This window comes from Kitasatospora purpeofusca, from assembly GCF_036010405.1.
GTDB classification, from domain to species: Bacteria; Actinomycetota; Actinomycetes; order Streptomycetales; family Streptomycetaceae; genus Kitasatospora; species Kitasatospora purpeofusca.
In genome coordinates this window covers 8,982,864-9,008,010 of sequence record NZ_CP108561.1, presented here as the reverse complement: position 1 = coordinate 9,008,010, position 25,147 = coordinate 8,982,864, and the positions used below count along the sequence as shown (strand labels likewise).

General features: G+C 74.9%; 15 protein-coding genes. 3 read left to right on the top strand and 12 right to left on the bottom strand.

Translation table 11 applies throughout. The features are described from left to right. Window positions 1-119: 119 nt before the first annotated feature. From OG715_RS39150 to OG715_RS39115, 8 genes are all read right to left on the bottom strand, one after another. Window positions 120-506, bottom strand: a complete 387-nt coding sequence (locus OG715_RS39150; protein ID WP_266272460.1) for a hypothetical protein — start codon at window positions 504-506, stop codon at window positions 120-122. Then, window positions 503-10,576 carry a LamG-like jellyroll fold domain-containing protein gene (locus OG715_RS39145; RefSeq protein ID WP_266272461.1) on the bottom strand — a complete coding sequence of 3,358 codons (10,074 nt, stop codon included), beginning with the start codon at window positions 10,574-10,576 and terminating at the stop codon, window positions 503-505. The genes OG715_RS39150 and OG715_RS39145 overlap by 4 nt, the downstream gene beginning before the upstream one ends. Window positions 10,577-10,871: 295 nt before the next feature. Next, window positions 10,872-11,411: a hypothetical protein gene (locus OG715_RS39140; RefSeq protein ID WP_266272462.1), complete on the bottom strand. Its 540-nt coding sequence runs from the start codon at window positions 11,409-11,411 to the stop codon at window positions 10,872-10,874. 95 nt (window positions 11,412-11,506) lie between these two features. Then, window positions 11,507-14,530, bottom strand: coding sequence for a bpX6 domain-containing protein (locus OG715_RS39135; RefSeq protein ID WP_266272463.1), 3,024 nt, complete (start codon window positions 14,528-14,530; stop codon window positions 11,507-11,509). Further along, window positions 14,527-16,284: a hypothetical protein gene (locus OG715_RS39130; protein ID WP_266272464.1), complete on the bottom strand. Its 1,758-nt coding sequence runs from the start codon at window positions 16,282-16,284 to the stop codon at window positions 14,527-14,529. Before OG715_RS39130 ends, OG715_RS39135 begins: the two co-directional genes overlap by 4 nt. Next, the gene (locus tag OG715_RS39125) at window positions 16,281-16,712 is read right to left on the bottom strand and encodes a bpX5 domain-containing protein (protein WP_266272465.1); all 432 of its coding nucleotides are present in this window, start codon (window positions 16,710-16,712) and stop codon (window positions 16,281-16,283) included. The genes OG715_RS39130 and OG715_RS39125 overlap by 4 nt, the downstream gene beginning before the upstream one ends. Beyond that, entirely contained in the window at window positions 16,709-17,896 is a 1,188-nt protein-coding gene (locus OG715_RS39120) for an AAA family ATPase (RefSeq protein WP_266272466.1), read from the bottom strand. Before OG715_RS39120 ends, OG715_RS39125 begins: the two co-directional genes overlap by 4 nt. A gap of 109 nt (window positions 17,897-18,005) precedes the next feature. Then, window positions 18,006-19,094, bottom strand: a complete 1,089-nt coding sequence (locus OG715_RS39115; protein ID WP_266272467.1) for an RICIN domain-containing protein — start codon at window positions 19,092-19,094, stop codon at window positions 18,006-18,008. A gap of 228 nt (window positions 19,095-19,322) precedes the next feature. Here OG715_RS39115 and OG715_RS39110 point away from each other — a divergent pair, with 228 nt between their 5' ends. After that, complete coding sequence (locus OG715_RS39110; protein WP_266272469.1) at window positions 19,323-20,087, top strand: CAP domain-containing protein; 765 nt, start codon at window positions 19,323-19,325, stop codon at window positions 20,085-20,087. Between the two features lie 40 nt (window positions 20,088-20,127). Here the strand turns inward: OG715_RS39110 and OG715_RS39105 are convergent, their stop codons facing one another. The 3 genes from OG715_RS39105 to OG715_RS39095 form a co-directional block, all read right to left on the bottom strand. After that, a complete protein-coding gene (locus OG715_RS39105; protein WP_266272470.1) occupies window positions 20,128-20,670 on the bottom strand; it encodes a DUF4240 domain-containing protein in 543 nt (180 codons plus the stop codon). A gap of 129 nt (window positions 20,671-20,799) precedes the next feature. Further along, window positions 20,800-21,663 (bottom strand): ABC transporter permease, encoded by an 864-nt coding sequence (locus tag OG715_RS39100; protein ID WP_266272471.1) that lies wholly within the window; start codon window positions 21,661-21,663, stop codon window positions 20,800-20,802. Further along, window positions 21,660-22,589: an ABC transporter ATP-binding protein gene (locus OG715_RS39095; protein ID WP_266272472.1), complete on the bottom strand. Its 930-nt coding sequence runs from the start codon at window positions 22,587-22,589 to the stop codon at window positions 21,660-21,662. The genes OG715_RS39100 and OG715_RS39095 overlap by 4 nt, the downstream gene beginning before the upstream one ends. 135 nt (window positions 22,590-22,724) lie before the next feature. Here OG715_RS39095 and OG715_RS39090 point away from each other — a divergent pair, with 135 nt between their 5' ends. Beyond that, window positions 22,725-23,990 (top strand): sensor histidine kinase, encoded by a 1,266-nt coding sequence (locus OG715_RS39090; RefSeq protein ID WP_266272473.1) that lies wholly within the window; start codon window positions 22,725-22,727, stop codon window positions 23,988-23,990. Beyond that, window positions 23,987-24,739 (top strand): response regulator, encoded by a 753-nt coding sequence (locus tag OG715_RS39085; protein WP_266272474.1) that lies wholly within the window; start codon window positions 23,987-23,989, stop codon window positions 24,737-24,739. Before OG715_RS39090 ends, OG715_RS39085 begins: the two co-directional genes overlap by 4 nt. Before the next feature lie 41 nt (window positions 24,740-24,780). Here the strand turns inward: OG715_RS39085 and OG715_RS39080 are convergent, their stop codons facing one another. Continuing rightward, the gene (locus OG715_RS39080) at window positions 24,781-25,041 is read right to left on the bottom strand and encodes a hypothetical protein (protein WP_266272475.1); all 261 of its coding nucleotides are present in this window, start codon (window positions 25,039-25,041) and stop codon (window positions 24,781-24,783) included. Window positions 25,042-25,147 lie beyond the last annotated feature (106 nt).

Sequence of the window (25,147 nt, the reverse complement as noted above, 5' to 3'; positions counted from 1 at the left end):
AATTCCGCGCGGCGCACGCAGGCCCGGCAGCGGGTTCGCTGCCGGGCCTGCGTGGGCTTGCGGAACGGGGACGTGCTCCTTCAGTCCGGGCTCGACTCAGCGGTCCAGGACCCGCGTGGTCACTCGCCGTCAGCGGGCGTGGTGGCATCACCAAAGCCGGGCAGTAGCGGAATCACAGCCGAGGGGTCGCGCGATCCGGTCTCCGGCGGCACGGTGTGCGGGCGGGCCCAGTCGGGCACCAACGTGTGCCCGGTGTGGTCGAAGGTGCGGCAGTTGTCGCACCACTCCCACACCTGCCCGTGCCCGCGGTAGAGCTCGCCGTCCAGCCGGCGGTGGATCTCCGGCCCCTGGAGGGCGAAGGCGCGGTAGAGCGTGCCCTTGCCGCACAGTGGGCACGCGGCGGCACGCGACAACTCGTGCGCGGTGAACATCTCGTTGAACACGCGCCGCCAAGCCTTGTAGTGCGCCATCGGGAGCCCGGTCCAGCCCTCGGTCATGTCAGTCACAGCAATCCTCTGATCCAGGCTTCGAGTCTGTTCCCGGAGGCGTAGGGAGTGCCGTCGTCGAACGACAGCTCGGTTCCGTGGAACTCCGGCTTGTTACCGTCCTTCCGCAGCCAATTCCCGCCGTTGTTGCGCAGTTCCCTCGAGTGTTTGAGCTCATGGGCCAGTGTATTCGCGATGGCATGCTCGCCGTCCGCGAAGGCCCTCTTCCCGACCCGAATGACGAATCCACCTTCCGGGTGCTTGGTCGTACCGAACGTTTCCATGCCCAAGTCCGAGTCGAAGACGAGCTCGACGGTCCTTCCGGTCTTGCTGTCCCTCAGGTTCATCCGGTAGTGCGCGGCGATGGCTTTCAGGTACTCGTTGGGCGCGAGGGAGATGTCCATGGGATGCCAGTTCAGCATCCGCGACATCATGGGCGCCGGGCCGTTCTTGAACAGGCTCGGTATCTCGTCCGCGCTCTCGATCCCGTGCTCGTCCACGGTGCGCGCCCGGCTCCCCGAGGACCCGCCCTTGCCCAGGCCGCCCGAGGAGCGGCCGGTGCCGGCTTCGGTGGCATCGGCGAGGACGGTGCCGGAGCGGCCGGCGGGGGCGCGGGCGGCGCTGGAGACGGCCGCGTTGTCGCCGACGGTGCCGGTGGCCCGGAGGAGGTTCTCGCTCAGTGACGGGGTCACCTGGGCGGGGAGGGCCGCGGTGGGGACCGTGTGGTCGGCGACCTGGACGGTGCGGGCGACCGCGACGTCGGCGCCCTCGTTCTTGGCCGCCTGGACGGCCCGGCCGGCCGGGGTGGCCAGCCAGCGCTGGTAGGCGGCCTCCTCGGCGGCGCGCTTGGCCTCGGCCGCGGCGGCGTCGGCGGCCGCCTTCTTCGCAGCGAGTTGCTGGGCCTCGGCGGCGACGAGGCGGGCCTCGGCGGCGGCGGCACGGGCTGCCTTGACTCCGGCGACCAAGGTGGCCATGGAGCCTTCGGCGCTCTCGGCGGCCGCACGGCCCCCCGCTGCCCCGGCGCCCCGGGCGACGGCACGGCCTCCCGCCGCCTCGGCGCCCCGGGCGGCGGCTCCGCCGATCTTCCCGGCCACGGCCTTGACGATCTTGCTGCCGACCTTGGCGACGCCCCAGCCGACGGCTCCGCCGACTGCGCCGCCGGCGGCTGCCTCGAGGGCGCCGGGGGCGTCGCAACTGCCCGTGCCGAGGGCGCAGTCCATGCCGTACTCGACGAGTCCGGCCGCCGCCCCGCCGGCGGCGGCGAGGAGGAGGCCGCCACCCCCGGTGGCACCGTAGATGGCACCGCTCACCGCGCCCTTGGCGGCGGACCAGCCGGCGTCGCCCCAGTCCCACTTGGCGTTGTCGGTGGTCGCGTAGTCGATGCCGTAGGAGGCGAAGCCGACGACCCCGCCGACGATCCCGCCGATGACGGCGCCGCAGAGGATGGCGCAGTGCCCGCTGGGGTCGGTGTGGTCGAGCGGGTCCTGGACCGCGTAGGCGTAGTGGTTGCCGAGGACCGACGGGTCCTGGTTCTGGTCGATGGTGTCGCGGCTGGTGAAGGCCCCGGTGGCGGGGTCGTACCAGCGCGCGGCCATGTTGGCGCGGCCGGTGGCGGGGTCGGTCCAGGCGCTCTGGTAGCCGCGGGCGGGGCGGGTCCCGGCCGTGCCGAGGACGGCGCCGAACGGGTCGTAGCCGACGGAGCCGGTGAGCGCGGTGCCGGTGGCGGTGAACCCGCCCACCACGTCGGTGTGCCGGTCGACCAGGGCGAGCGCGGTGGTGCCGTTCTGCTCCCAGGAGAACAGGCCGCCGGTGGCGTCGTGGTTGTAGACGGAGGAACCGTCACCGACGAGGACGTTGCCCGCGCCGCTGTAGCGGAAGGTACGGGTGCCGGAGCCGGCCAGCCGGTCCAGGCCGTCGTAGCTGTAGCCGCTGGTTCCGTCGCTGATGAGGCGGTCGAAGGCGTCGTAGGCGGAGGTGGTGGTGCCGGACGCGGTGGTCGCGGAGGTGCGGGTGCCGCGCGCGGAGTACCGGTACTCGGTGGTGCCGTCGGAGAGCAGCCGGTTGCGGGCGTCGTAGACGGCGGTGGCGGGGCCCGCGCGGACCCGGTTCCCGGAGGCGTCGTAGCCGTAGTCGGTCCTGGTGCTGCCGTTGTTCCAGCTGGTGAGGCGGCCGGCCAGGTCGTAGCCGTAGGTGTTGGCGGCGGCTACGGCGGTGCCGGCCGTGGTCTTGCCGACGAGGTGGTCGGCGAGGTCGTAGCGGTACTCGACGGACGCCTCGGTGGCGCCGCCGGGCGCGGTCAGGGTGTCGGAGGCGACCCGGTGCAGCGCGTCGTAGCCGAACGTGCGGACGGCGCCGCCGGTCCCGTAGTTGACGCTGGTGACCTGGTCCAGGCTGTTGTAGCCGTACGTGGCGCGGACGCCGGTGACGGTGTCGGTGAGGCCGGCCGGGCGGCCCGCCTTGTCGTAGCTGAAGGTGGTGCTGTCCGCCGCGTCGGTGCGAATGGTCAGCTGCCCGTTGGCGTCGTAGGTGAAGGTGGCGTCGCCGGACGGGCCGGTGGCCGAGGTGAGCAGCCCCCGGTCGTCGTAGCCGAAGACGTTGTCGCCGCCGACGCCGGCGACCCGCAGCATGCGCCCGGCGAGGTCGTAGGCGTAGGTGTGGGCGGTGGTGGCGGCCTCCGCGCCGCTGCCGGTCTCGGTGACGAGCCGGCCGAGTCCGTCGTAGGCGCGGGTGCGGACCACGCCGCCGGGCTCGGTGAGCCGGACCGGCCGGGTGGCGGCGTCGTAGCTGAAGGTGCGGGTGCGGTCGGCGGCGTTCGGGTAGGCGGCGGTGGCCGGCTCGACCGTGGACTCCGGCAGGCCCCACGCGTTGTACGTGGTCAGGTACGCGTTGCCGCGGCCGTCGGTGAAGCGGGTCCGGTTCCCCGCCGCGTCGTAGCCGTAGGTGCTGGTGATCGAGGTGGTGGCGGTGACCGGTTCGGTGAGCCCGACGAGTCGGCTCGCGGCGTCGTAGGTCCGGGTGGTGCGCACGCCGAGCGGGTCGGTGGTGGCGGTCGGGTTGCCGGCCCGGTCGTACTCGGTGGCGGTGGTGCGCAGGGTGGCGCCGGCGGGGTCGAGTTCGGCGGTACCGGTCGTTCTCCCGGCCCCGTCGTAGCGGACGGTGCGGGCGCTGCCGTCCGGCGCGGTGACCCGGACGGCCCGGCCTGCCGCGTCGTAGGCGGTGGTGGTGCGCTTTCCGAGTGGGTCGGTGACGGCGACCGGCAGGCCGGCCGCGTCGTAGGTGGTGGTGGTCGTGTTGCCGAGCGGGTCGGTGACGGTGACGGGGTGTCCGGCGTCGTCCCAGCCGGTGGTGCTGGTGTAGGCGGTGCGGGGCTTGCGCAGGACGGCCGTGGTGGTCACCTGGCGGCCGAGGTCGTCGTAGGTGGCGGTGGCGACGGCACCGGTCGGGTCGGTCGCGGTGAGGAGTTCGCCGAGCGGGTCGTAGGCGGACTTCCAGACGCCGGCCGGGGCGGCGGCGTCGGCCTTCGGCTCGGTGCGGGTGAGCTGGTTGTCGAGCTGGTCGTAGCCGAAGGTGGTGGTCCGGCCCGCTTCCAGGACGGAGGCGATCCGGCCGGAGGCGGTGTAGGAGACGGCGGTCGAGAAGGTCAGCGGCGTGCTCGAACCGGGGGGCCGGTAGCCGCTCACGGTGCGGGAGTTGGGCCGCCCGTTGGGGTCGTAGTCGTAGGCGGTGAGGGTGCCGAGCGCGTCGCGGCCCAGCATCAGGTCGCCGTAGGTGTTGTAGGCGGCGGCGGTGGTGGGCCGGGTGGTGGCGGGGGCGCCGCCGTTCTCGACGGCGACCGGCGGTGCGGTGGTCAGGACCGGCCGGCCGGCCGCGTCGTAGGCGTAGTCGGTGGTGTGGGCCACCGGGTCGGCGCCGGGTGCGTTGCCCCTCGGGTCGGTGCTGGCGGTGATCAGGCCGCGGCCGTCGCGGGTCCAGGTGGTGGTGAGGTCCTCGGTGCCGGTGTGCGCGGTGCTGGCGACGATGCGCCCGGCCGTGTCGTACCGGCTGTCGACGGCGGTGAGCACGGTGCCGGCACGGTCCTTGCTGACCGCCCTGACCTGGTTGCCGTCGGCGTCGTACTCGGTGGCGGTGACCAGGTCGGTGGCGCCCCGGACGGTGGTGCTGACGACCCGGGCGTCGGCGTCGTAGCCGAGGGTGGTGGTGCCGGCGCCGCCTCCGGTGGTGACGGTGACGGGGTGTCCGGCGGCGTCGTAGTCGATCCGCTGGAGGTCGATGTCGCGGGTGCTGCCGTCGGGGTTGTGGAACCCGACCGCGGTCGCCCGGGCCAGCAGGCCGTCGTCGTAGTAGCGGTACCGCTGGGTGCGGCCCATGGCGTCCGCGGTGGCGGCGAGCCGGCCGGCCGGGTCGTAGGAGTAGGAGTTGATCCGCAGGTCCCGGGGCGTCTCCGGGTGGTCGGGGTCGCTGCCGGTGTAGCCCTTGAGGGTGAGGCTGACCGGCTGGCCGTTCTCGGACCAGGCGGTCACCCAGGTGCGGCCCGCGGTGTCGGTGACGGAAGTCGGGCGGCCGAAGGGGTCGTAGCCGTTGACGACGGTCTGCCGACCGTCCGGATCGGTGGTGGTGGTGACGCGGCCCGCGCTGTCGTAGCCGGTCGACCGGGTGCGCGAGGGGTCGGAGGTCTCGCCGCCGAGGTTGTCGCTCTCGATCGCGGACAGGACGTTGCCGTCGTCGTCGTAACGGATCTGGCGGACCGGGTAGTGGACCTGGCCGTTCAGGGCGTAGGAGAGCGTGGGCGAGTCGGTGCGCACGACCCGGTTGCGGCTGTCGTAGGCGGTGGTCGTGGTCAGCCCGGCCGGCGGCCCGCCCGGCCAGGTGACGGTGCTGCCGGTGCGGCGGCCCATGTTGTCGTAGGTGTACGTGGTGGTGCTGCCGCCCGGCTCGACGACCTGGGCGAGGTCGGTGTTCTTGTAGTAGCGGTAGCGGGTGACGCCGCCGCCGGGGGTGGTGACGGAGGTCAGCCGGCCTGCGGGGACGGTGCCGCCGCCGTAGGCCGTGACCGGGCCGGTGGAGTACTCCTGGGCGGTGTCGCGACCGTTCGGGAAGCCCGGGGTGGGCGGGGTGATGGTGTGCAGCAGGTTGCCGGTCGCGTCGTACTGGTAGGTCGTCTGGTAGGTGGTGTCGGCCGGGCCGGAGGAACGGGCCTCCCGGAGCGAGACCGGCCGGTCGTTGCGCGGATCGGTCGGGTTCCGGGGGTCGGTCCAGTAGTCGGTGTAGGAGGTCTGGCAGGAGGTGGGCGTGCGGCAGGTGGTGCGGCTCAGCACGTTGCCGCGGCTGTCGTTGGTGACGGTGACGGAGTGTCCGGCCGGGTCGGTGGTCCGGTCCGGGTAGCCCCGCTCGTCGTAGTGGAAGGAGGTCACACCACCGAGCGCGTCGGTGCTGGAGGTACGGCGGCCGGCGGCCGCCGGGTCGAAGGTGAAGCCGAGCGTCCGGCCGGCCGGGTCGGTGACGGTGTTCCTGAGCTGGACGCCCTGGTACTCGCCCATGACGATGCCCTGGGCGTCGTAGGTGCTCCGGAGCTCGTCGGCCGTCAGCGCCCGCGGGTAGACCGCGAGGTGGCCGAGGCCGCCCTGGAAGTGGCTGCGCACCTCGGTGCCGGCGGCGGGCCAGGAGGCCGGGAGGTAGCCGGCGCCGGCCAGGGCCGCCTTCTGGGTGGCGCGGTTCGGGGCGGAGGGGGCTCCGGTGTCCTGCTGGCGGCCGTCGAGGTAGAGCCGGCCGCGTCCGGCGGCGGAGTCCCAGCTGTAGGCCGCGGTGTGCCAGTCCTGCATGCCCGAGATCCGGTCGCCGGTCAGGACGTCGCCGGGGCCGGTGCCGAGACCGCCGTGGAGCCGGCCGTCGGTGCCGATGTAGAGCAGCGGCTGGGTCTCGCCGGGGCCGGCGGCCTGGTAGGCGTTCAGCTGCCGGTCGGCCGTGCCGAGCAGCACACCGGGCCGGTTCCCGGAGAACTGGACCTCCACGGTGAAGTCGCCGGAGGTCGGGACGGTCTGCTCCGGCAGGGACAGCGAGGAGGTCGCGCCGAAGCCCGCCACGGTGGGGACCCCGGGCGCGTTGGCGGACATGCCCGGCTGGGGCAGGCCCAGGGTGACGTTGGTGAAGGTGCCGTTCCGGTCGCCGTCGATCCCGTGGACGGCCGAGTGCGCGACCGTGCCGGACGGCTCGTCCATCCGGTAGTAGGCGCTGGGCCGGGCGGCCAGCACCGCCGAGGTGTGGCTGATGCCCGCCGGGTGGAACGGCTCGGGCACCGACGGCTTCCAATGGCCGCCGTTGCTGTCGGTCAGGTCCGCGACCCGGTCCCGCCGCAGGTCGTACCCGATGGCCGCGTAGCGCCGCCCGGACGGCAGGGTGATCGAGGAGAGCGCCGAGCCGACCCCGCGGGCGAGGAAGTGCTCGGCCACCTGCTCGGGGGCCAGGGCGTAGGAGTAGGAGGCGAACTCGTCGATGGAGCCGGCGAAGTAGCTGCTCCGGTGCTCGGGCTCGAAGGCCGGGTAGCCGGCGACGGTGTAGCCACCGCCGATGATGCCGACGTCCGAGGCGGGCAGCGGGATCACCGCCGCGCTGCGGCCGACCGCCCGCTGCCCGTCCAGGTAGAGGGTCTGGCCGCTGCCGGTGGCGGCGATCACGGCGTGGTGCCAGGCGCCGTCGGTGACCACCCGGCCGGTCACGAGCGGCTGGTGGGTGGCGTCCTGGAAGCCTCCGTACAGCCGGCCGTCGGTACCGACGTAGAGCGCGGGCACGTCCGGCGAGGCCGGCGGGCCGGTGTCGCCGAGGTCGAGGCGTCGGCTCTGGTAGGAGTACAGGATGCCGCTGCTGCCGGCGGCGGCCTTGAACCAGAGCTCGACCGAGCCCTGGTTGCTCGCGCCGGAGGCCGCCCGGAGGTCGTAGACGGTGGTCGCGGTGCCGTCGAACACGGCCGCGCCGTCGGGGGACCCGAGGAGCGCGCCGGAACCGCCGGGCCGGGGCGCGCTGTAGAACGCGGCCGGGCACGCGGCGCAGTGGACCACCTCGTCGCGGGCCGCGGCCCAGCTGTCCCCGGCGACGACCGGGTCGCCCAGGCGGAGGTAGCTGGTGGGGACGGCGTCCGCCACCAGGGAGGAGTAGTGCGAGATGCCGGTGTAGTCGTAGGCCGTGCACTTGGTACCGGCGTCCGGGGCGCACACCTTGACGAGCAGGTCGCCGAGGTAGTCGTAGGTCCAGGTGAGCGCGGACGAGGGCACGCCCGCCGTGACGGGGTCGGTGCTCACCTTGGTGACGTGCTGGGAGATGGAGCCCGAGGGCCTGCCCCAGGTGAAGTTCAGGGAGCGGCCGGAGGCTTCGGAGGTGGCCTTGATGAGCAGGCCGTCGGTGGTGTAGCTGTACCGGACCGCGAGCCCGTTGGCGTCGGTGGTCGAGGCCAGCCTGGCCGCCTCGTCGAAGTGCAGGACGGTGCCGGTCTTCTCGGTGAGGTCGAGGCCGGTGGTGCCGGTCTCGACCAGGGTCGCGAAGCGGCCGGCGGGCGGGGTGTAGGAGCCGTCGGCGTTGTACGCGAACCTGACCCGCTGCCCGTCCGGGAGGGTGATCAGCGCGTCACCGCGACCGTCGAAGGTGAGCCGGGTGTCGTAGGGGCTGCTCCAGCCGGTGCCGAACAGACCGGCGGTGCGGGTGTCCAGGCTGTTGTAGACGCGGGTGACGTCGAGCGGCGGACCTGCCGTGGGCACGGTCGCGTCGGTGGCCGAGGTGGTGTAGTCGCCGGTCAGCGGGTCGACCCCGGGCATGACCGGGTCGGTGGCGGCGCCGAGGTGGGCCGCGACACCGGGCTGCGGTACCCGCGGGGTGATCCGGCCGACCGGTGAACTGACCATCACACGGCCGTCGTTGAGATCCACCCACCAGGCGTAGGTCTGGTTCCAGACCAGGTCCCCGGGCCGGACCTGGAAGGTCCCGCCGGCCTGCGCCGGGTAGTTGACGACCGTGCCGTTGTGGGCCAGGTGCAGGGTGTAGGTCAGCGCGGAGGGCCAGTGGTCGACGTCCCGTCCGGTGACGGTGAGCACCGGGGTGAGGGTCGCCGGGGAGAAGCCGTCCGGCGGCGCCTGGGCGTCCACCACCGGGTCCACATTGGTGACTTCGAGGGTGAAGCAGCCGCCCGGGGGGATGCCGGAGAGGTCGGAGAACCAGCCGCCGAAGCGGCTCACCATGTCCCAGCAGACCACGTAGGAGCGTGGTGGCAGCGCCCCGATCGCCCCGTTCAGGGTGATCTCGGTGTTCGGCGGGACGTCCGCCGGCATCGTGGTGTACACGCGGTTGGCGACCGGCATCTCGGCCAGCGTCGCCGGGTCGTAGAGGCGGTAGGACAGCCGGTAGCCGTTGCCGGGCTGCCAGGTCTCCGCACCGTGGTTGGCGACGGTGACGGCGATCTCGCCGGACTGGCCGTTGGTCACCGGCGGGGAGACCGGGGCGCCGTCCACCGTCGCGTAGTAGGCCGCCTCGACCGAGTAGTTGATCTGCAGGTAGGGCTTGTTGGCGGAGGCCGCGGAGGCGAACTCCCGGAGCACACCGGTCGGGCCGCGCAGGGCGAAGCCGCAGTCGGACGGGGAGCGCCCGTGGGTGCAGTCGTCGAGCAGCGCCGCACCGGCGGAGCTGATGCCGATCCAGCCCCAGTCCTGTCCCGCGCCGAAGCCGGCCGAGCCGATCTCGGCGCCGGTGGTCACCCCGTCGACGCGGTTGACGCCGGTCGGGGACCAGGGCGCGGTGATCGGGGCCAGCGACACGGCCCCGTCGGCGCTGCCGTACACCTGGTAGAGGTGGAGCGCGGCGCTGACCACGTAGGCGTTGCCGAGGTTCCCGCGGATGTTGCCGAAGGAGAGGTAGGACTCGAAGCGGTGCCCGGTACCGTCGCCGCCGACCAGGAGAAGCGCGTTGCCCGCGTGGTTGGCGCCGCTGAAGTCGTCGACGTAGGTGGAGGCGCTCGATGTGCTGCGCGCGGTGACCGTGGTCGGGTCGACCGCCACCGGGTAGACCCGGGCCGGGTCGTCCAGCCAGGACCGGTCGGCCGTGACGGTGAGCGTGTACCGGCCGCCGTCCTCGCGCAGCCCGTACCGGACGGCCGTGGAGGTGTTCGGTGCGCCGGGCGCGGAGTCGCGCATCAGCCCGCGCGGAACCCGCATCCGTTCGGCGCCGGCGGCATCGCGGAACACCACTTCGCCGTCCCCGGTCAGGGCGGGGGTCAGTCCGGTGGTCCGGACCGGGAAGGACCAGGTGTTGCCGGCCTGCGGGCCGGCCAGGACCAGTTCCTCCTTGACGCCCCCGGTCATCGCGGTCACCGACAGGTCGGTGTCCGGCAGGATCGACGGGTAGACGGCGGTGGCGCCGGTGACGACCGGTGCCACGGGCGCGGCGCCGGTCAGCGTGTAGCCGACGCCGTTGCCGCCGTCGAGGGTGAGCGTCTCCAGTTCGGCACCGCTGCCCCGGTCGGCCAGGGAGAGGCCGAAGGCGTTGCCGCGCATGGTCCAGCGCGCGCCCTCGCGGGTCAGGGAGGTGTCGACGGCCTCCCAGGAGCCTTCCGCCGTACGGCGGTTGACCGGCTCCTGGAACACCAGCCGGGAGCGGGTGCCGTCGCCGTTCTGGAAGGTCCGGGTGTTCTCGGTGCGCTCGGCGACGAGTTCGACGCTCGCGTCCTCGTCGCGCTCGTGCCCGGACCGGCCGGCACCGGAGCCGGGGGCGGCGATCTCCACCGGGCCCGTGGATCGGGGTGCGGGAGCCGGCGGCACCGTCTCGGCCGCGGCGGCGAACTGCGGGCTGTTGGACACCCTGGTCACGGGGGCGGGCGCACCCGAGGCGGGCGGCTCCACCGACGGGGCGCCGTGGGCGGCCCCCGGTTCCCGGTCCGTAGCCTCGGTGGCACCGGCCTCGGTCCGCGGCGGCAGTTCGGTGGCGCTCCCGCGGCGCTGCACCGGCACGCTCCCGCCGGCCACCGGGCCGGTCCCGTCCGCCGGGTGCGCCGGCGCCGCGACCAACAGCTCCGAGGAGAAGTTGACCACCAGCGCCAGCAGCACGGCGGTCGCCACCCGGCGCGTGCCTCTGATCCGTCTCCCGATTCGACGCACCACGAATCCCCCCAGTCCCCCGTGCCACGCGGGTGCGGCACTGCGAAGCGATCATGGGGTCGGGCACGCGGGCGTGTCAGCGCCTGTCGGGTGGAATTTTCGGTTGCGGGAACGGAGTTCATCCCTCGGTCACTCCGCGTGCGCTGCGGTTCCGCCCGCGCGGCACCGTCCGTTCGACCACGACCCGGAAGGGGTGCTCCGTCCGGGACGGGTGGGACGGCGAAGGGGAGTTGAGGAGGACCGGCCCGACGGGCGGTCAGTGGTCGTCGGTCACCGCCAGGGCGTCGGCGATCAGGCGGGTGGCGAAGTCCTGGTCGTCGCCGACGATCCGGTTGATGTGCTCGGCGAGGAGGACGGAGGTGGCCTCCAGGGGATTCATCTCGGCGCCGGTCCAGTCGCCGTACTGGGCGCGCCACAGATTGGGGCTCAGGCCGGTGCCGGCGGCGATCAGGAGGCCGGCCATGGTGGGGATGACCTCGGGGCGGAAGGTGTTGGGCATCATCCGCATCGTGGCCACCAGGGTGGGCACCACGTGCTCGACCACCTCCTTGTCGTGCCGTTCGCAGACCACCCGCAGCCAGTCCATGTACATGTAGATGAGCGTGCACACGCCTTCGAGCAGGGCGTCGGCCTCCGCGGGGCCCAGGGAGGCGGCGAACTGGTCGACCATCCGCTGCTGTTCGGGGTCGGTGCCGGTCCGGCCGTCGTAGATGGCCTTGAGCCGCGAGTCGATCACCAGGAGCGCGGTGCTCACATCACCGACGGGCGCGTTGGCGGGGTCGCAGGGCGATGACACAGGATTCCTCCTCGGACGGACGCAGTGAGTAGCGTCGCATGTTCGCAGGGTGGCGCGTCGAGGAAAAGCGGAATCCGGGCCCGTCCGGTGTCCGGTCAGCGGACGGTGACCCTGAGGTTGGCGAGCAGGGCGGTGCCGTCGGCGGAGGTGACGAGGACGCGGCCCGAGCGGTGCCAGTAGGTGACGGCGCCGGCGTGGCGGCGGACCCCGATCCGGTCGCCGGCCGCGTTCGGCACCAGGACGGTGAGGCCGGGCTCGGAGCACGGGCCGGTCCCGGCGTACGCGTGCAGGCCGGTGCCGTCGGGGGTCGGCACGGTGAGTGCCCAGTGGTCCCCGTCGACGGCCGGACCGAGCGACGCCGGTCCGTCCAAGGTCAGTTCGGCCTCCGGGAGGTCGGCGGTCCAGCGCAGCACGGTCCGGTCCTCGGAGGCGATGCCACCGTCGGGGTCCAGCAGTCCGGCGGGCAGCGGATCGACGGTGAGCAGGCTGCCGGCGGCGAGCACGACCGGGTCGGGGGCGGCCGCCTGGCCGGTGCGGGAGAGCGAACCCGTGCCGAACCGCAGGTCCGGCAGGGCGTCGTCGACCCGCGGCCGGGCCCGCAGCTCCCAGCCGGGCAGGTCCCAGCGCCACACCTCGGTGAGCGGCGAGCGGGCGGTCGACGGGCTGCGGACGAGCGCCGCGCAGCTGCCCGCCGTCCGGGCGATGCCGCCCAGCAGCCTTTCCTCGCCGCCGAGTTCGCGCCAGACGGCGACCGGACGGGGGGCCGTGGTGTCGAGGACGACGATGCCGCCGTCCGCCGCGGCGATCAGCCGGTGGCCGTCGTAGGAGGGGGCCAGGTGCCGGGCCCGCAGGGTGGTCCAGGGCCGGACGGTGCGGGTGGCGAGGTCGAGGTGGGCGAGTCCGAGCAGATCGGGGCCGTGGTCGGTCACCAGCAGCGCGCCGCCGCCGTGGTCGGCCAGGACCAGGCGGTCGGTGGGGGTGTCCCAGTGGGCCCGGGTGCGACCGTCGGGGGTGAGCAGCCGGGCGCCCGCCTGGCCGCAGGCCACCAGCACGGAGCCGGAGGCGAGCAGCACCGCGTCCAGGACCGGCAGGGTGCCCGGCCGATCGGCCGCCGTGTACGCGGGGGCGGCGCCGACGGGCCGGGGCAGCGGCCTCGGGCGGGGCAGGTCGGCGGCGGTCAACGGGTCGGCGCGGGCGAGCAGTCGGTCGAACAGGGAGTGCTCGGCGACACCGCCGCCGAGGCCGCCGTCGCGGACAGCGGCCCGGGCGGCGGCGGTGGCGAGTTCGCGGTCGGTGGCCGGGTCGGCGGCGGGCAGGCGGGCGAGGGTGGCGGCCAGCACCGAGCGGCCGGTGGCGTTCGGGTCCCCGTCGCCGTCGAGGACGGCGCGGGCGAGCGCCCGGGTGGCGGGCCCTGCCTCCAGGACGAACAGCTGGGGCAGGGCGAGCAGGTGGGGCAGGGCCCGGCCCCGGGTGGGGCCGCCGAGGGCGACCGCGTCCCGCAGGTCGGCGGCGACCGAAGGCCGCAGCGCCTCGTCCGGCCAGACCGCCTCGACCGCGCCCAGCCGGTCGCCGGCCGCGCGGCAGTGCTCGGCCCAGGCCGCGCGCAGTTCACGGGCGGCCTGGGGATCGATGGCGGCCAGCCGCTCGACGGCGGTGGCGAAGGCGCCCCGGCGGTGGGCGGTCCGCACGGCCCGTGCGCGGTCGCCGGACCGCCACCACAGGCGGACCACCAGGTCGGCGGCCAGGTCGCGGCCCTCGGCGAGTTCGGCGGCCTGGGTGAGGCGGTCGTGCCGTTCGAGCAGGGCGACGGCCTCGGCGGGCGCCGCCAGCAGGTCGGCGAGGACGAAGGCCGCCTCGTCGAACCGGCCCTGCCGCTCCAAGCGCTCGGCGGCGGCCCGGTAGAGCTCGGTGAGGTGCTGGTGCACGGTAGTGCCGGAGAACGCGTTCGCCGCGGCCGGGCCGACGCGGTGCGGGGTGGGGCGCAGTTGCCCGGCGAAGCGCTTGGGCAGGGCGAGGGAGAACCAGGGGCGCCCGGCCGCCGTGTCGCCGCGCTCCCGGTCGGCGAGCGGGAGCGCGTCGCGCAGGGCGTCGTCCCAGCGGTGCTGTTCGAAGGCGCGGGTGAGGTCGCGCAGGTAGCGGGCGTGACGTTGGTGGAGCAGGTGGGCGGCGGGGGTGCGCAGGGTGAGCCGGGCCAGCAGGTCGCCGAGCCAGGGGCGGCGGGCCCGGCGCGGGGCCCGGGTGCCACCGGCGGGGGCGGGGGCGGCCGTGGCGGCATGACCGGTTGTCGCTCCGCCCCCGTCCCGCGCGGCGCGCCGGCCGAAGAGCGCCCCGTAGGCGAGGGCCGCGGCGATCGAGGCGTAGACGATGCCGCCCGGGTCGACCTCCAGGTTCTTGAGCAGGCCGAGGCCGAAGAGCACCACGAACAGCAGGGGCACCACCATCAGCAGGACGACGACGACCGCTGCGTGGCGGGGGGCGAGGGCGATCGGCCGGGCCGTCTGCCACCGGGCGGCGCCGCTGCCGGTGCGCCCGCCGGACGGCCGGTCGGACGGCCGCCGGGCTCGGCGGCCGCGGGCGGACCGCGTCTCGGCGGTCAGCCGGCGGGCGCGCTCGGAGCTCGGCCCGATACCCGCAGCCGACCTCAGGTCCGGCCGGGCGACGGCCGGCACCGAGTCCTCGACGGGCGGCGCCTCGGGCGCCGGGGCCGCGCCGAGCGGACGCGGCCGGTGCAGGGCGAGGCCGGTCGGGTCGAGCCAGTCGGCCGGTTCCAACGCGGGCAGTTCGCCGACGATCCGGGTGACCGTCGCTCCGCCCTCCGTCAGCACGAGCCGGCCGTCGGCGGTGACCGTGGCGGAGCGGGGACCAGGACCGGGCGCGCCCGTCGGCGCCCCGTGCCCGGTGCGCTCCAGCGGAAGCCCGGGCGCCAGGTCCGCCCGGGTGCGAACCGGTTCGGGCAGCAGCAGGAGCCAGCGGCCGTCGGGCAGTTCGCACAGCCGCGCGTCCGCACGCCAGAGGTCGAGGACACGCTCGGCGGCCTCCGGCGCACCGATCAGCGGCACGTCGAGCACGAAGCCGACGGCGGGGACGGTCCCGGTGGCACTCCCGGTGGGGGCGTTCACTCGTTGTTTCCGATCACGTGGTGGATCCGGCCGGTGGTGGCGTCGCCGACCACGACCCGGCCGGGCCGGACCTCGGCCGCGATCAGCGGTTCGGTGGGGTGCACGGCCGGTGGGGCGGTGCCGCCGGAGAACCGGCTGAGGGTGCGGACGCCGTCGTACCGGATCGCTCGCACCATCCGGCTGTCGGGGGACCAGGTGATCAGCACCGGCTCGCGCCCGTCGTGGACCAGGCCGGCCACCAGGGCCTTCTTCCGGAACGAGAGCTGCCGCTCCTCGCCGAGCCGGGTCCGCACGTACCAGCGCCTGCCGTCCTCGGACCAGGCGGCCGTGCCGCCCGCGTGCACCAGGTGCCGGGCCAGCCGCTCGCCGGGCTGCGGCTCCCGCTCGAACAGCCGTGGCTCGCGGAACCGTTCGAAGCCGTGCGGGCCCTCCGCGCGCTCGTCGACCGGGCCGTCGTCGGTGACGGCGCCGTCGGGCGCGATCCGGCGCCAGCGGCCGGCGACCGGGACGAGCAGGTCGTCCCCGGAGCACAGCAGCGGCAGCAGGGGGCGGCCGGCCAGCACCTCGGCGACCGTCGCGTCGAGGCCGAGGAAGGCCGGGTCGACGACGAACTCCGCGGCCCCGCCGACCTTTCGCCCGCTGACGTACCGGAGCACCCGGTCCCGGTGCAGGTGCAGGGCGAACAGCCTGCGGCCGGTCCGACCGGCGGCGATCACCTGGCCGTTCAGATGGTGCGCCTTGGTCCGGGTGACGGCGGCGTGCTTGTGCTCGCTCTGCCGCACGTCGGTGGCGAGCAGGGTTCCCGCTTGCCGGCCCCGGGTGAGCAGGACGGTGGCGTCGGTGGTGAAGACGGGCAGGGCCCGGCCGGGCGGCCCGGCCGCGTCGGCGGGCACCGGGACGAGGACCGGCCCCTTTCTCCGGAACTCCGCGCCGCGCAGCGCCCGGACGGCGATGTCGGTTGCTGGCAGCGGCAGTTCGAGCTCGGTGCGGCCGAGGCGGACGGTGACGTGGGTGGCACCCGCCGGACCCCAGCGGGCCACCTCGGTGGCGAGGACGCGAGGCGTGCCGAAGGCTCCGGCCGCAACCGGAGCCGCAGCCCCAGCCCCAGCCCCAGCGGGACCGGCCGGCAGACCCGGCAGCCCGTCGGCGAGCCGGGGCGAGGTGAGCAGCCAGACGCGGTCGGCGGCGTCCAGACCGGCGGTGGCCTCCCGCACCTGCTCGGCGGTCGGCTCGGCGGGGCGGCGGGCCGCGAGCCAGGAGGGCAGCAGGTCGGCGGGTTCGCCGGCGAGCCACCGGCCGGGCGGGTCGCCGAGCACGCCCACCAGCAGTTCGCTGCCGCGGGCGGCGGCCCGGCGGTGCAGCACCAGCAGCGCGGCCAGTTGGACCAGCCGGCCGGCCCCGGCCTGGGACGGGCCGGCGTCGACCAGCACGACCGTCCGGCCGCGCGTGGCGCTGCTGCGGAACTCGGGTGCGAGGTAGAGGAGTTCGCGGTCGACGAAGCGGCGCAGGAACTCGTCGGGGTGCTCCTCGGCGAGCAGCCATTCGGCGGGCAGCAGTTGCTCCGGCCGACCGGAGCGGCCGATCCCGCCCGTCCCGTCCGGCTCCCCCGGTGCGTCGGTCACCGGCTCGCGGGTACCGACGAGTTGGTCCAGGCGTCGCAGCAACGGGCCGAGGGCGAGCGCGAGTTCCGGGCTCAGCGCGGACAGCGCCCCGGCCCAGGGGGCGAGGGCGGCGGGCAGTCGGGTGGCGCTCATCGTCCGGCCCGCCGGGTCAGGGGCGTGAGGGCGTCCGGGTCGGTGGCGGCGGCCGGCGGTGCGGCCACCAGGGCGTGCCCGGGGACGAGCAGGCAGAGTTCGCCGGGCCGGGCGCCGAGGGCGGCCCGCCAGAGGGCGGCGGCGGGCCGGGGCCGGGCGGTGGTCGGGACGAGCAACTCCTCGTCGCGGCCGAGGTAGTGGGCGCCGTCCGCCCACGGGAGGTCGGCCTCGGCGCCGAGCACGAGCAGGGTGGTGTCGTCGGCGAGCACGCCGAGCCGGGCGCCGTCCGTGAGGCGGTCCCGGGTGGCAACGGCCAGGGCCGGGACGGCGTCGCCGATCGCGAGCACGGCGGCGGCGGTCAGCGGGGGCTCGCGGCGCTCCCAGGTGAGCGCCGCGGCGGGTGGTGGGGTCGGTTCGGCGGTGGTCACGAGGGTGCGACCGCCGTGACGAGCTCGGCGCGTATGCCGGCCAGGGCGGCGGGCAGGTCGGCCGGGGCGAAGCCGGCGTCGATCTCGCGCAGGGCGGCCTCCAGGCGCAGCCGGGAGTCGCGGCCCTCGGGCAGGCCGCGGTGGTCGGCGAGCAGGGCGGCGCCGGTGCGGGTGAGTCGTTCGGCGCGGGCGGCCGAGCTGCGCGAGAGCTCCTCGGCGGCGTGGGTGAGGCTCTGGTTGGCGGCCTTCCCGATCAGGTCGCCGAGGGTGTCGCGGGCCAGTGCCTGGGTGTCGGCGGTGGAGGCGATCAGCGGCAGCACCCACAGGTCGCGCGCGGTGGCGACGGTCCGGCCGTCCAGGACGGCGGCGGCCGCGACCAGGCGCTGGGAGCGCACGGCCCGCCGGTCGCCGACGGGCACCCCGGCGGCGCGCAGCCGGCGCAGGGCGGAGGCGAGCAGCGGGGTGACGCCGTCGAGTTCGCAGTCACGCGCGGCGGCGGCGAGTCGGTCGAGGGCGCCGAGCCGGTCGTCCGGGTCGGTCGCACCACCGAGGAGCGACGTGACCGGGGCCGGGGCCGGTCGGCGGCCTGCCTCCAGGAGCTCCTCCAGTCGGGCGTCGGCCACCGGGTCGACGAAGACCCGGGCGAGGAAGCGGTCGGCGAAGGCGGCGAGCGCCGGGTCCTCCGGCAGGTGGTTGGCGGCGCCGACGCAGACCCGCAGCGGGCTGGCCAGGACGGTGCCGCCGCGCCGGAACACCCGCTCGTTGAGCAGGCCCAGCAGGGTGTTGAGGACGGCCGTGGAGCCGAGGAACACCTCGTCGAGGAAGGCGACGTCCGCCTCGGGCAGCATGCCGGCGGTCTCGAACTCCACCCGGCCCTCGCGCAGGCTGCGCAGGTCGACCGGGCCGAACAGTTCGTTGGGCTCGGTGAACCGGCCGAGCAGGTACTCGAAGTAGCGGCCGCCGAGCTGCCCGGCCACCCGTCGCACGGCCTCCGACTTGGCGGTGCCGGGCGGTCCGACGACGAGCAGGTGCTCCCCGGCGACCGCGCAGAGCGCCACCACCTCGGCGACCGTCTCCCGGTCGACCATGCCGCGCCCGGCGGCGGCCACGACGCCCGCGATCAGCTCGGCGTCCTGGCGGAGCGCGACGGGAGGGGCCTCGGCGGGGGTGCTGGTGTGGGTCACAAGCACGGGATTCTACGGCGGACGAACCGGCCGCCACCAGCGGGTTTCCGCCGGGCCCCGCCCTGCTCCGGGCCCGCGGCGGCCGCGGGCCCGGAGCTCCGGGAAGGTGTCAGCCCGCCAGCTTCCAGAGCTGGCCGCCGCCCATCCCCCGGTCGCAGTTCCACGCGCCCAGGGGGTTGCCGGCGCCGTCGGCGGTCAGGCAGCCGCCGTCCGGGTAGCCGTTCTGCATGTTGTAGACGGCCCGGATCCGGTACCAGCCGTTGCCGTACTCCTCGAACCGCCAGGACTGGTTGCTGCCGCCGTGCGCCTTCACCAGGTGCGTCTTCCACTCGTTGGGGATGACGTCCAGCACCATGGCGCCGCGGAAGTCCGTCTCGATCTGCCAGTTGCCGTTCCCCTGGTCCCACAGCGCCCACTTCTGGGCCTGGGTGCCGTTCGGCTGCCAGCCCTGGATCCACGTCCCGGAACCGGTGTTGCTGTTGGCGAGGTCCATCGCGAGGCCGTTGTCGGAGACCAGCGAGGTCACCTTCCCGTGGGCGGGCCGGCCGCCCTCGCCCCTGGCGCGGGCGTCGGCCGCCTCGTGCGCGGACTTCTGCGGCGTGGTCGGGAACCAGTAGGTGTACTTGTCGCGGGTGCTGCCCGCCGAGCCGGTGGAGTGGGTGTGCCCGTAGTCCCGCCAGTTCTGGTAGCCGTAGTTGCCGTCGTTGCTCCAGACCTGGCCGTCGGAGTCGAAGACGTACACGTCGTAGAGCGCCTTGTCGTCGGAGCCCTCGTACTGGACGGTGCCGAAGCAGTTCGACTTCTGCAGGATGTTCTCCTGGAAGCCCTTGCCCGACCGGAAGATGCTGATGTTGTACTCACCTCGGGTGAGGTACTGCAGCTTCTTGGACAGGCTTTCGAGGAACCCGGCCTGGTTCTCGCGGAGCTCGGCACTCTTCCTCGCCTCGTCGATCAGCGACTTCACGAAGTCGGCCCCCGCGAAGACACCGCCGATCACCGCGCCCGGGTCGATGCCCCCGGCCGAGCTCCTCGGCGTGATGGGCGAGGTCCGGACGACCGGGGTGCTGACCCCGCCGACGAACTGCCGGCATTCGACGCCCATGCTGATGTCGGCGGAGGCCTGGGTCGGCGCGACGAAGGCGATACCGGCGGTCGCGGTGACGGCGGCGAGCGCCGTTCCGAGGAACTTGCGAAGCATGTTGTCTGTCTCTCCGTGAGTCGCTGCCCGGACGGCATCCGGCCGTCCGGTTCGAGCGGAACGGGCACGACTCTGGCCCGCCCGCGTAGACACGCCGTCCACGACCGGTACACCGCTCCCGCTCCCGGCGTCCACGGATCGCTGACGTCCCGTGGACGCGCCGCTGGTGTCCTGCTCGACGCCCGCCCCGCAACCGGGGGCTGGGCCGTCGATCCGTAGGAGAGCCCCGTGAACAACACCTTCACCCGCACCGCCCGTGTCCGCGCCCGGTCGGCGGGGGCGGTGCTCGCCGCCTGCGCGCTGTCGGTCGGCGGCCTCGCGCTGTCCGCCGTACCGGCGAACGCCGCCCCGGTAGCAGCCGCGCCGGCGGCCGTGGCGACCGCCGCCGTCGCCGATCAGGTGATCACGATCCAGGACCGCCAGAACCACAACGCCCTGGCCAGCGCGGACGGCGAGGGCTCCCGGATCGTCGCCCGCACCTACCGGGACGGCTCCACCCGCTTCCGGCTCGCCGACAGGTCCAACGGGCGGATCGCCCTCACCCGCGGCCAGGACCGCGAGGTCGCCGTCGAGTCCTGCGACGGCAGCATGGCTCAGCGGTTCGACCTGGTGTCCGGCACCGAGCAGCCGCCGACGCCCGCGCCCGAGCAGCGCTTCCTCCAGCGCCTCAACGAGCTGCGCGCCCAGTACGGCAAGGCCCCGGTCCGGTCGAACCCGACGCTCGCCCAGGCCGCCCAGTGCAACGCGGGCCAGATGGAGCAGCGCCGCGTCTCGGGCCACTTCTGCGACTCGGCCGCCGTCGCCAGGGGCCTCGGGTACAGCGTCCGGAACTGGGGCGAGATCGCCTTCTACGGCCCCACCACCGTCGACGCCGCCTTCGACGGCTGGGTGAAGTCCCCCCAGCACCTCGGGATCATGATCGGCGACTACACCGAGGTCGGCCTCTCCCGCGTGGGCACCGCCGCCTGGAACGCCGACTTCGCCACCCGCTGACGCCCGGCCCCGGCAACGGCTCCCGGCGGGCCGGCCGGACCTACCGGTTCGGCCAGCCCTCGCGGTTGGAGCAGGACTCGTAGTCGTAGCGGGTGTCGTGCTCCCACTCCTCCCCCGTCGCCGCCTCGTACGCCTCCTCGTGCACGTACAGCAGCGACTCGCCGCTGCGGAAGGAGTGAGCGGCGAACAGCTCCGGCCCCCCGAGCACCCGCTCGTACGCGGCCCGGCCGGCGGCGACCACGGCGGCGCGGGCGTAGAGGAAGCCGTCGTCGCTCAGCGGCACCGGCTCGTCGGGGTCGGACGGGTCCACGGCCCGCTGGGTGCCGTACTCCTCGCGGTCCAGGCGGTACAGGGCTTCGGCGAGGCGTTCGCCGAAGCCGATGATCTCCTCGACCGGACCGGCCGCGAGCACTGCGGAGAGCCGCTCGCAGCCGTCGTCGAAGGTGGCGCAGAGGGCGACCGCGGGCTCGCCGCCGATCAGGTCGATCAGCTGCCAGAACCGCTCCCAGGACAGCTGCGCGGGCGGCTGCCCGGGCGCCCCGGCCGTCGGTGCCTCGTCGGCGCTGCTCGCAGTGGTGCTCACGGTGGTGCTCTTCCGTTCCGTGCTCGGGTGGGTCGGAACGGATCCTGGCACGGACCACCGACAACCGGCGGCCGTCAGTCCTCCGGGCCGGGGCGGGGCGCCCGGCCCCGACCGCCCGGCCGTCCCCGCTCAAACGTCCCGGCGCCGGACGGCCGTCACCGCGAGCAGCACCGACCCCACCGCCCACCCCGCGTAGGCGAGCCACGAGCCCGCCACCGTCGCCGGGTGGGGCGGGAGCAGCACGTTCGTCAGGTCGACCCAGGACAGCCGCCGCCACGCGGTGAGCGGCATGGCGTGCACGATCGCCGCCGACCAGGCCCGGTTCTCGTTGAACGAGGCGGGCAGCAGGAAGAGCACCAGGACACCGGCGACCACGCTCGCCGCCGCGTGCCGGACCAGCGTCCCCAGGCCGAAGCCGATCAGTGCGCAGACCGGCGCCAGCAGCGCGGCGGCCGCGACGACGCGCAGCGCGCCGGGCTCGGCGATCGACACCCCGGCGTGGCGGCGGCCCAGCAGCGCCTGCGCCGCCCAGAAGGAGGCCCCGGCGGCGAGCGTGCCGAGGCCGAGCATGGCCGTCGCCAGCACTCCGGCCTTGGCCAGCAGGACCGCCCGGCGGTCCGGGACGGCGGAGAAGGTGGTGCGGATCATGCCGCTGCTGTACTCGGCGACGACCACCGCGGCACCGACCCCGACCGCGAGGAGCATCAGGAGGTCCACGGCCGCGATGGTGAACGAGGCGTTCAGCGCCGGGCTCACCCTCCCGGACCCGGGCGGCGGGCCGCCGGGCTCGGTGTTCAGGTAGGTGTGGCGCGCGGCGTTGAGGTTGACGGCGACGAGGACCAGCAGCCCGGTCCCCAGCACCCAGGGCATCGAGCGCAGGGACCAGAACCTGATCCACTCGGCGGCGTACAGGTCCCGGAAGCGGGGCCGGGGTCCGTCCACGGAGGCAGTGGCGGCGCCGACGGCGGCGGAAACAGGAACAGTGGTGGTCATCGCGGTCCTCCGGCGGAGTGGTCGGCGTGGTCGGCGGTGAGCGCCATGAACGCCTCCTCCAGGGAGGCCGTACGGGCGGTCAGTTCGAGCAGCGGGACGCGGTGGTCGAGGGCGAGCGCGCCGATCCGGGCCGGGTCCAGTCCGGTCACCAGGAGCGTCCCGGCGTCGTCGCCCGGCCGCACCTCGCCCCCGGCCGCCCGCAGGGCGTCCGCCAGCGGCCCTGGCCCGGCGGTCCGGACGGTGACGCCCGGTGCGGCCGCGCCCTTCCCGGCGCCGCGTGCGGCGAAGTCCGCGACGCTCTCGTCCGCGATCAGCCGGCCCCGGCCGATGACGACCAGCCGGTCAGCGGTGTGCTCCATCTCGCTCATCAGATGGCTGGAGACGAACACCGTCCGCCCCTCGGCGGCCAGCCTCCGGAAGAGTTCGCGCACCCAGCGCACGCCCTCCGGGTCCAGCCCGTTCAACGGCTCGTCGAACAGCAGCACCGGTGGGTCCCCCAGCAGCGCGGCCGCGATGCCCAGCCGTTGCTTCATCCCGAGCGAGTACCCGCCGATCCGCCGCCCGGCCGCCCCGGCGAGCCCGACCTCCGCCAGCACCTCCTCCACCCGTGCACGCGGCACCGCGTTGCTCCGGGCGAGCGCCCGCAGGTGGGCGCGGCCGCTGCGGCCGCCGTGGACGTGGCCGGCGTCGAGCAGCGCGCCGACGTGCCGCAGGCCGCGCGGCAGCTCCCGGAACGGGCGCCCGCCCACGGTGGCGGCGCCGGCGGTCGGCGCGTCCAGGCCGAGGATCATGCGCAGGGTGGTGCTCTTCCCGGCGCCGTTCGGGCCGAGGAACCCGGTGACCAGACCCGGGCGGACGGTGAAGGTGAGCTCGTCGACGGCGGTGGTACGGCCGTAACGCTTCGTCAGTCGGTGGACTTCGATCATGTGCTCCACACTGCCGCCGGGCCGCCCACCGACACATCCGACCGGGGAGGACACCTCGGCGCCGCCCGGTGTCACCCCTGGTCGTACAGCCCCGGTCCGATGCCCCGCCCCGCCCCCGCCTCGTACGATCACCACATGTCAGAGACGCTCGCGCCCCCGCCGACCCTCCCGCCCCGGCTGCGGCGGATACCGCCCGGCGCGTGGACCGCGTTCGCGTGGTGCCTCTCGCTGCTCTGGCCCGCCGCCGCGGACGGCGGCCGTCCGTCCCGAGGGACCGCCATCGGGGCGACCGACCCGAACCACCTGCCGACCGTCCACCAGGACTGGCCGACGGCGGCGTTCACCACCCCGGTCGCCCTGCTCGCCGCCGCCCTGCTGCGCCGCCGCCCCCGCACGGCCGTCGCGCTGCTGCTCGCCGCCACCGCGGCGCAGACCAAGGCCTGGCGCTGGGAGCTCCAACTGCCGCCGACCGCGCTGCTCGCGCTGGTCACCGCCCTCTGCCTGGTCACCGCCGCCGAACCGCGCCGGACCTCGCGCGCGGCCCTGGCCATGGTGCTGGGCGCGCTGACGCTGCATCTGCTGCTCGCGCCCGCGCTCGGCGGCGGCCTGCTGCTCACCGGCACCCGGATCGGCGCCAATGACGCGGGCGTCCTGATCGCCGTCATCGCCTGGCTGGTGGGCCGTTCGGTCCACCAGTCCCGGGAGCACGCCGAGGCGCTGAGCGCCCGGGCGGCAGCGCAGGCGGTCACCGCCGAACGACTGCGGATCGCCCGCGAGATGCACGACACCGTGGCACACAGCATCGGCATCGTCGCCCTCCAGGCGGGCGCGGCCCGCCGGGTCCTCGACTCCCGGCCGGAGCGGGCCCGCGAGGCCCTCGCCGAGATCGAGACCGCCGGCCGGGAGACCCTGGCCGGGCTGCGACGGATGCTCGGCGCGCTCCGCCGGGCCGACGACACCGACGGCCCCGGCAGTCCCGGTACCGGCGGCTCGTCCGTCCCGGCCCAGGGCCCGCCCGGTCTGGCCGACCTCGACCGGCTGGCCGCCGCGACCACCGCCGCCGGGGTGCGGGTCGACCTCCGGTGGCAGGGCGAACGGCACCAACTGCCGCCCGAGGTCGACCTGGCGGCCTTCCGGATCGTCCAGGAGTCGCTCGCCAATGTGGTCCGCCACGCCGGTACCCCCTCCTGCCGGGTCACCGTCGACCACCGGAGCCCTGCCGAACTCGCGCTCGACATCAGCGACCGGGGCCGGGGCCGGGGCACCGCCCCCGCCGGTTACGGGCTGGTGGGCCTCCGGGAGCGGGTCGCCCTGCTGCACGGCGACTTCACCGCCGCGCCCCGCCCCGACGGTGGCTTCCGGGTCACCGCCCGCCTGCCGCTGACGGGATCCGCCCGATGACCCGCCCGACCACGCCCGCGCCCGCCGTCCCCGCCGTCCCGACTGTCCGCGTCCTCCTCGCCGACGACCAGCCCCTCGTCCGGGCCGCCCTGGAGATGGTCATCACCGAGGCCGAGGACCTGGAGGTGGTCGGCGAGGCCGGGAACGGCGCCGAGGCCGTCCGCCTCGCCGAGGAACTGCGCCCCGACGTCGTGGTGATGGACATCCGGATGCCCGTGCTCGACGGCATCGAGGCCACCCGCCGGGTCACCGCCGGCCCCTCCCCGGCCCGCGTCGTCGTCCTCACCACCTTCGACGAGGACGAGAACGTCTACGCCGCCCTGCACGCGGGCGCCTCCGGATTCCTCGTCAAGGACATGGCCCTGGACGACATCCTGGACGCGATCCGGGTGGTCGCCGCCGGTGAGGCGCTGCTCTCGCCGAGCGTCACCCGCCGCCTCATCGCCGAGTTCACCGCCCGCCCGGCCCCGGCCGCCGCACCCGCATCCGTCCCCGCCCCCTCACCGCCGGGCGCCGGCCGCCTCGCCGCCATCACCGAGCGGGAACGCGAGATCCTCACCCTCGTCGGCCGGGGCCTCGCCAATCCGGAGATCGCCACCGAACTCGTCCTCAGCCCCGCCACGGTCAAGACCTACATCACCCGCCTCCTCACCAAGCTCGCCGCCCGCGACCGCGTCCAACTCGTCATCCTCGCCTACGAGTCCGGCCTGGTACCACTGACCGCCGCTCCCTCGCCGGACCGGCGGTGACAGCGGATCGGACCCCCGCCGCAAAAGCGCGGAGGCACAGTTCACGGGACGGAGCCGAGCAGGTCCTCGCTGGAGACGGAGTCGTAGTCCCGGAGCGAGACGTTCCGGGCGAAGGGGACCGGAACGTCGATGCCCGGCTGGGCGGACCGGCCGGCCTGGATGCTGTTGGTCTGCTCGCCGCCGGGCCGGATGCCGTGGTCCGGTCCGCCGGCGGTGTCGGTGGTGCGGTACAGGTCGTCGGGGTCGGAGCGGGCGGTGACGAATGACGGATTGCGATCATTGCCGCTCCGCTCCGGAATCACGGTCCACCCCTCCCGGTAACACGGTCCGAAGGGGCGCAAAGAATCTCACGGAAAGTGTTGGAGCACCCGCACGCTCGGGAATAGAGTGGGTCACATACCCGACAAC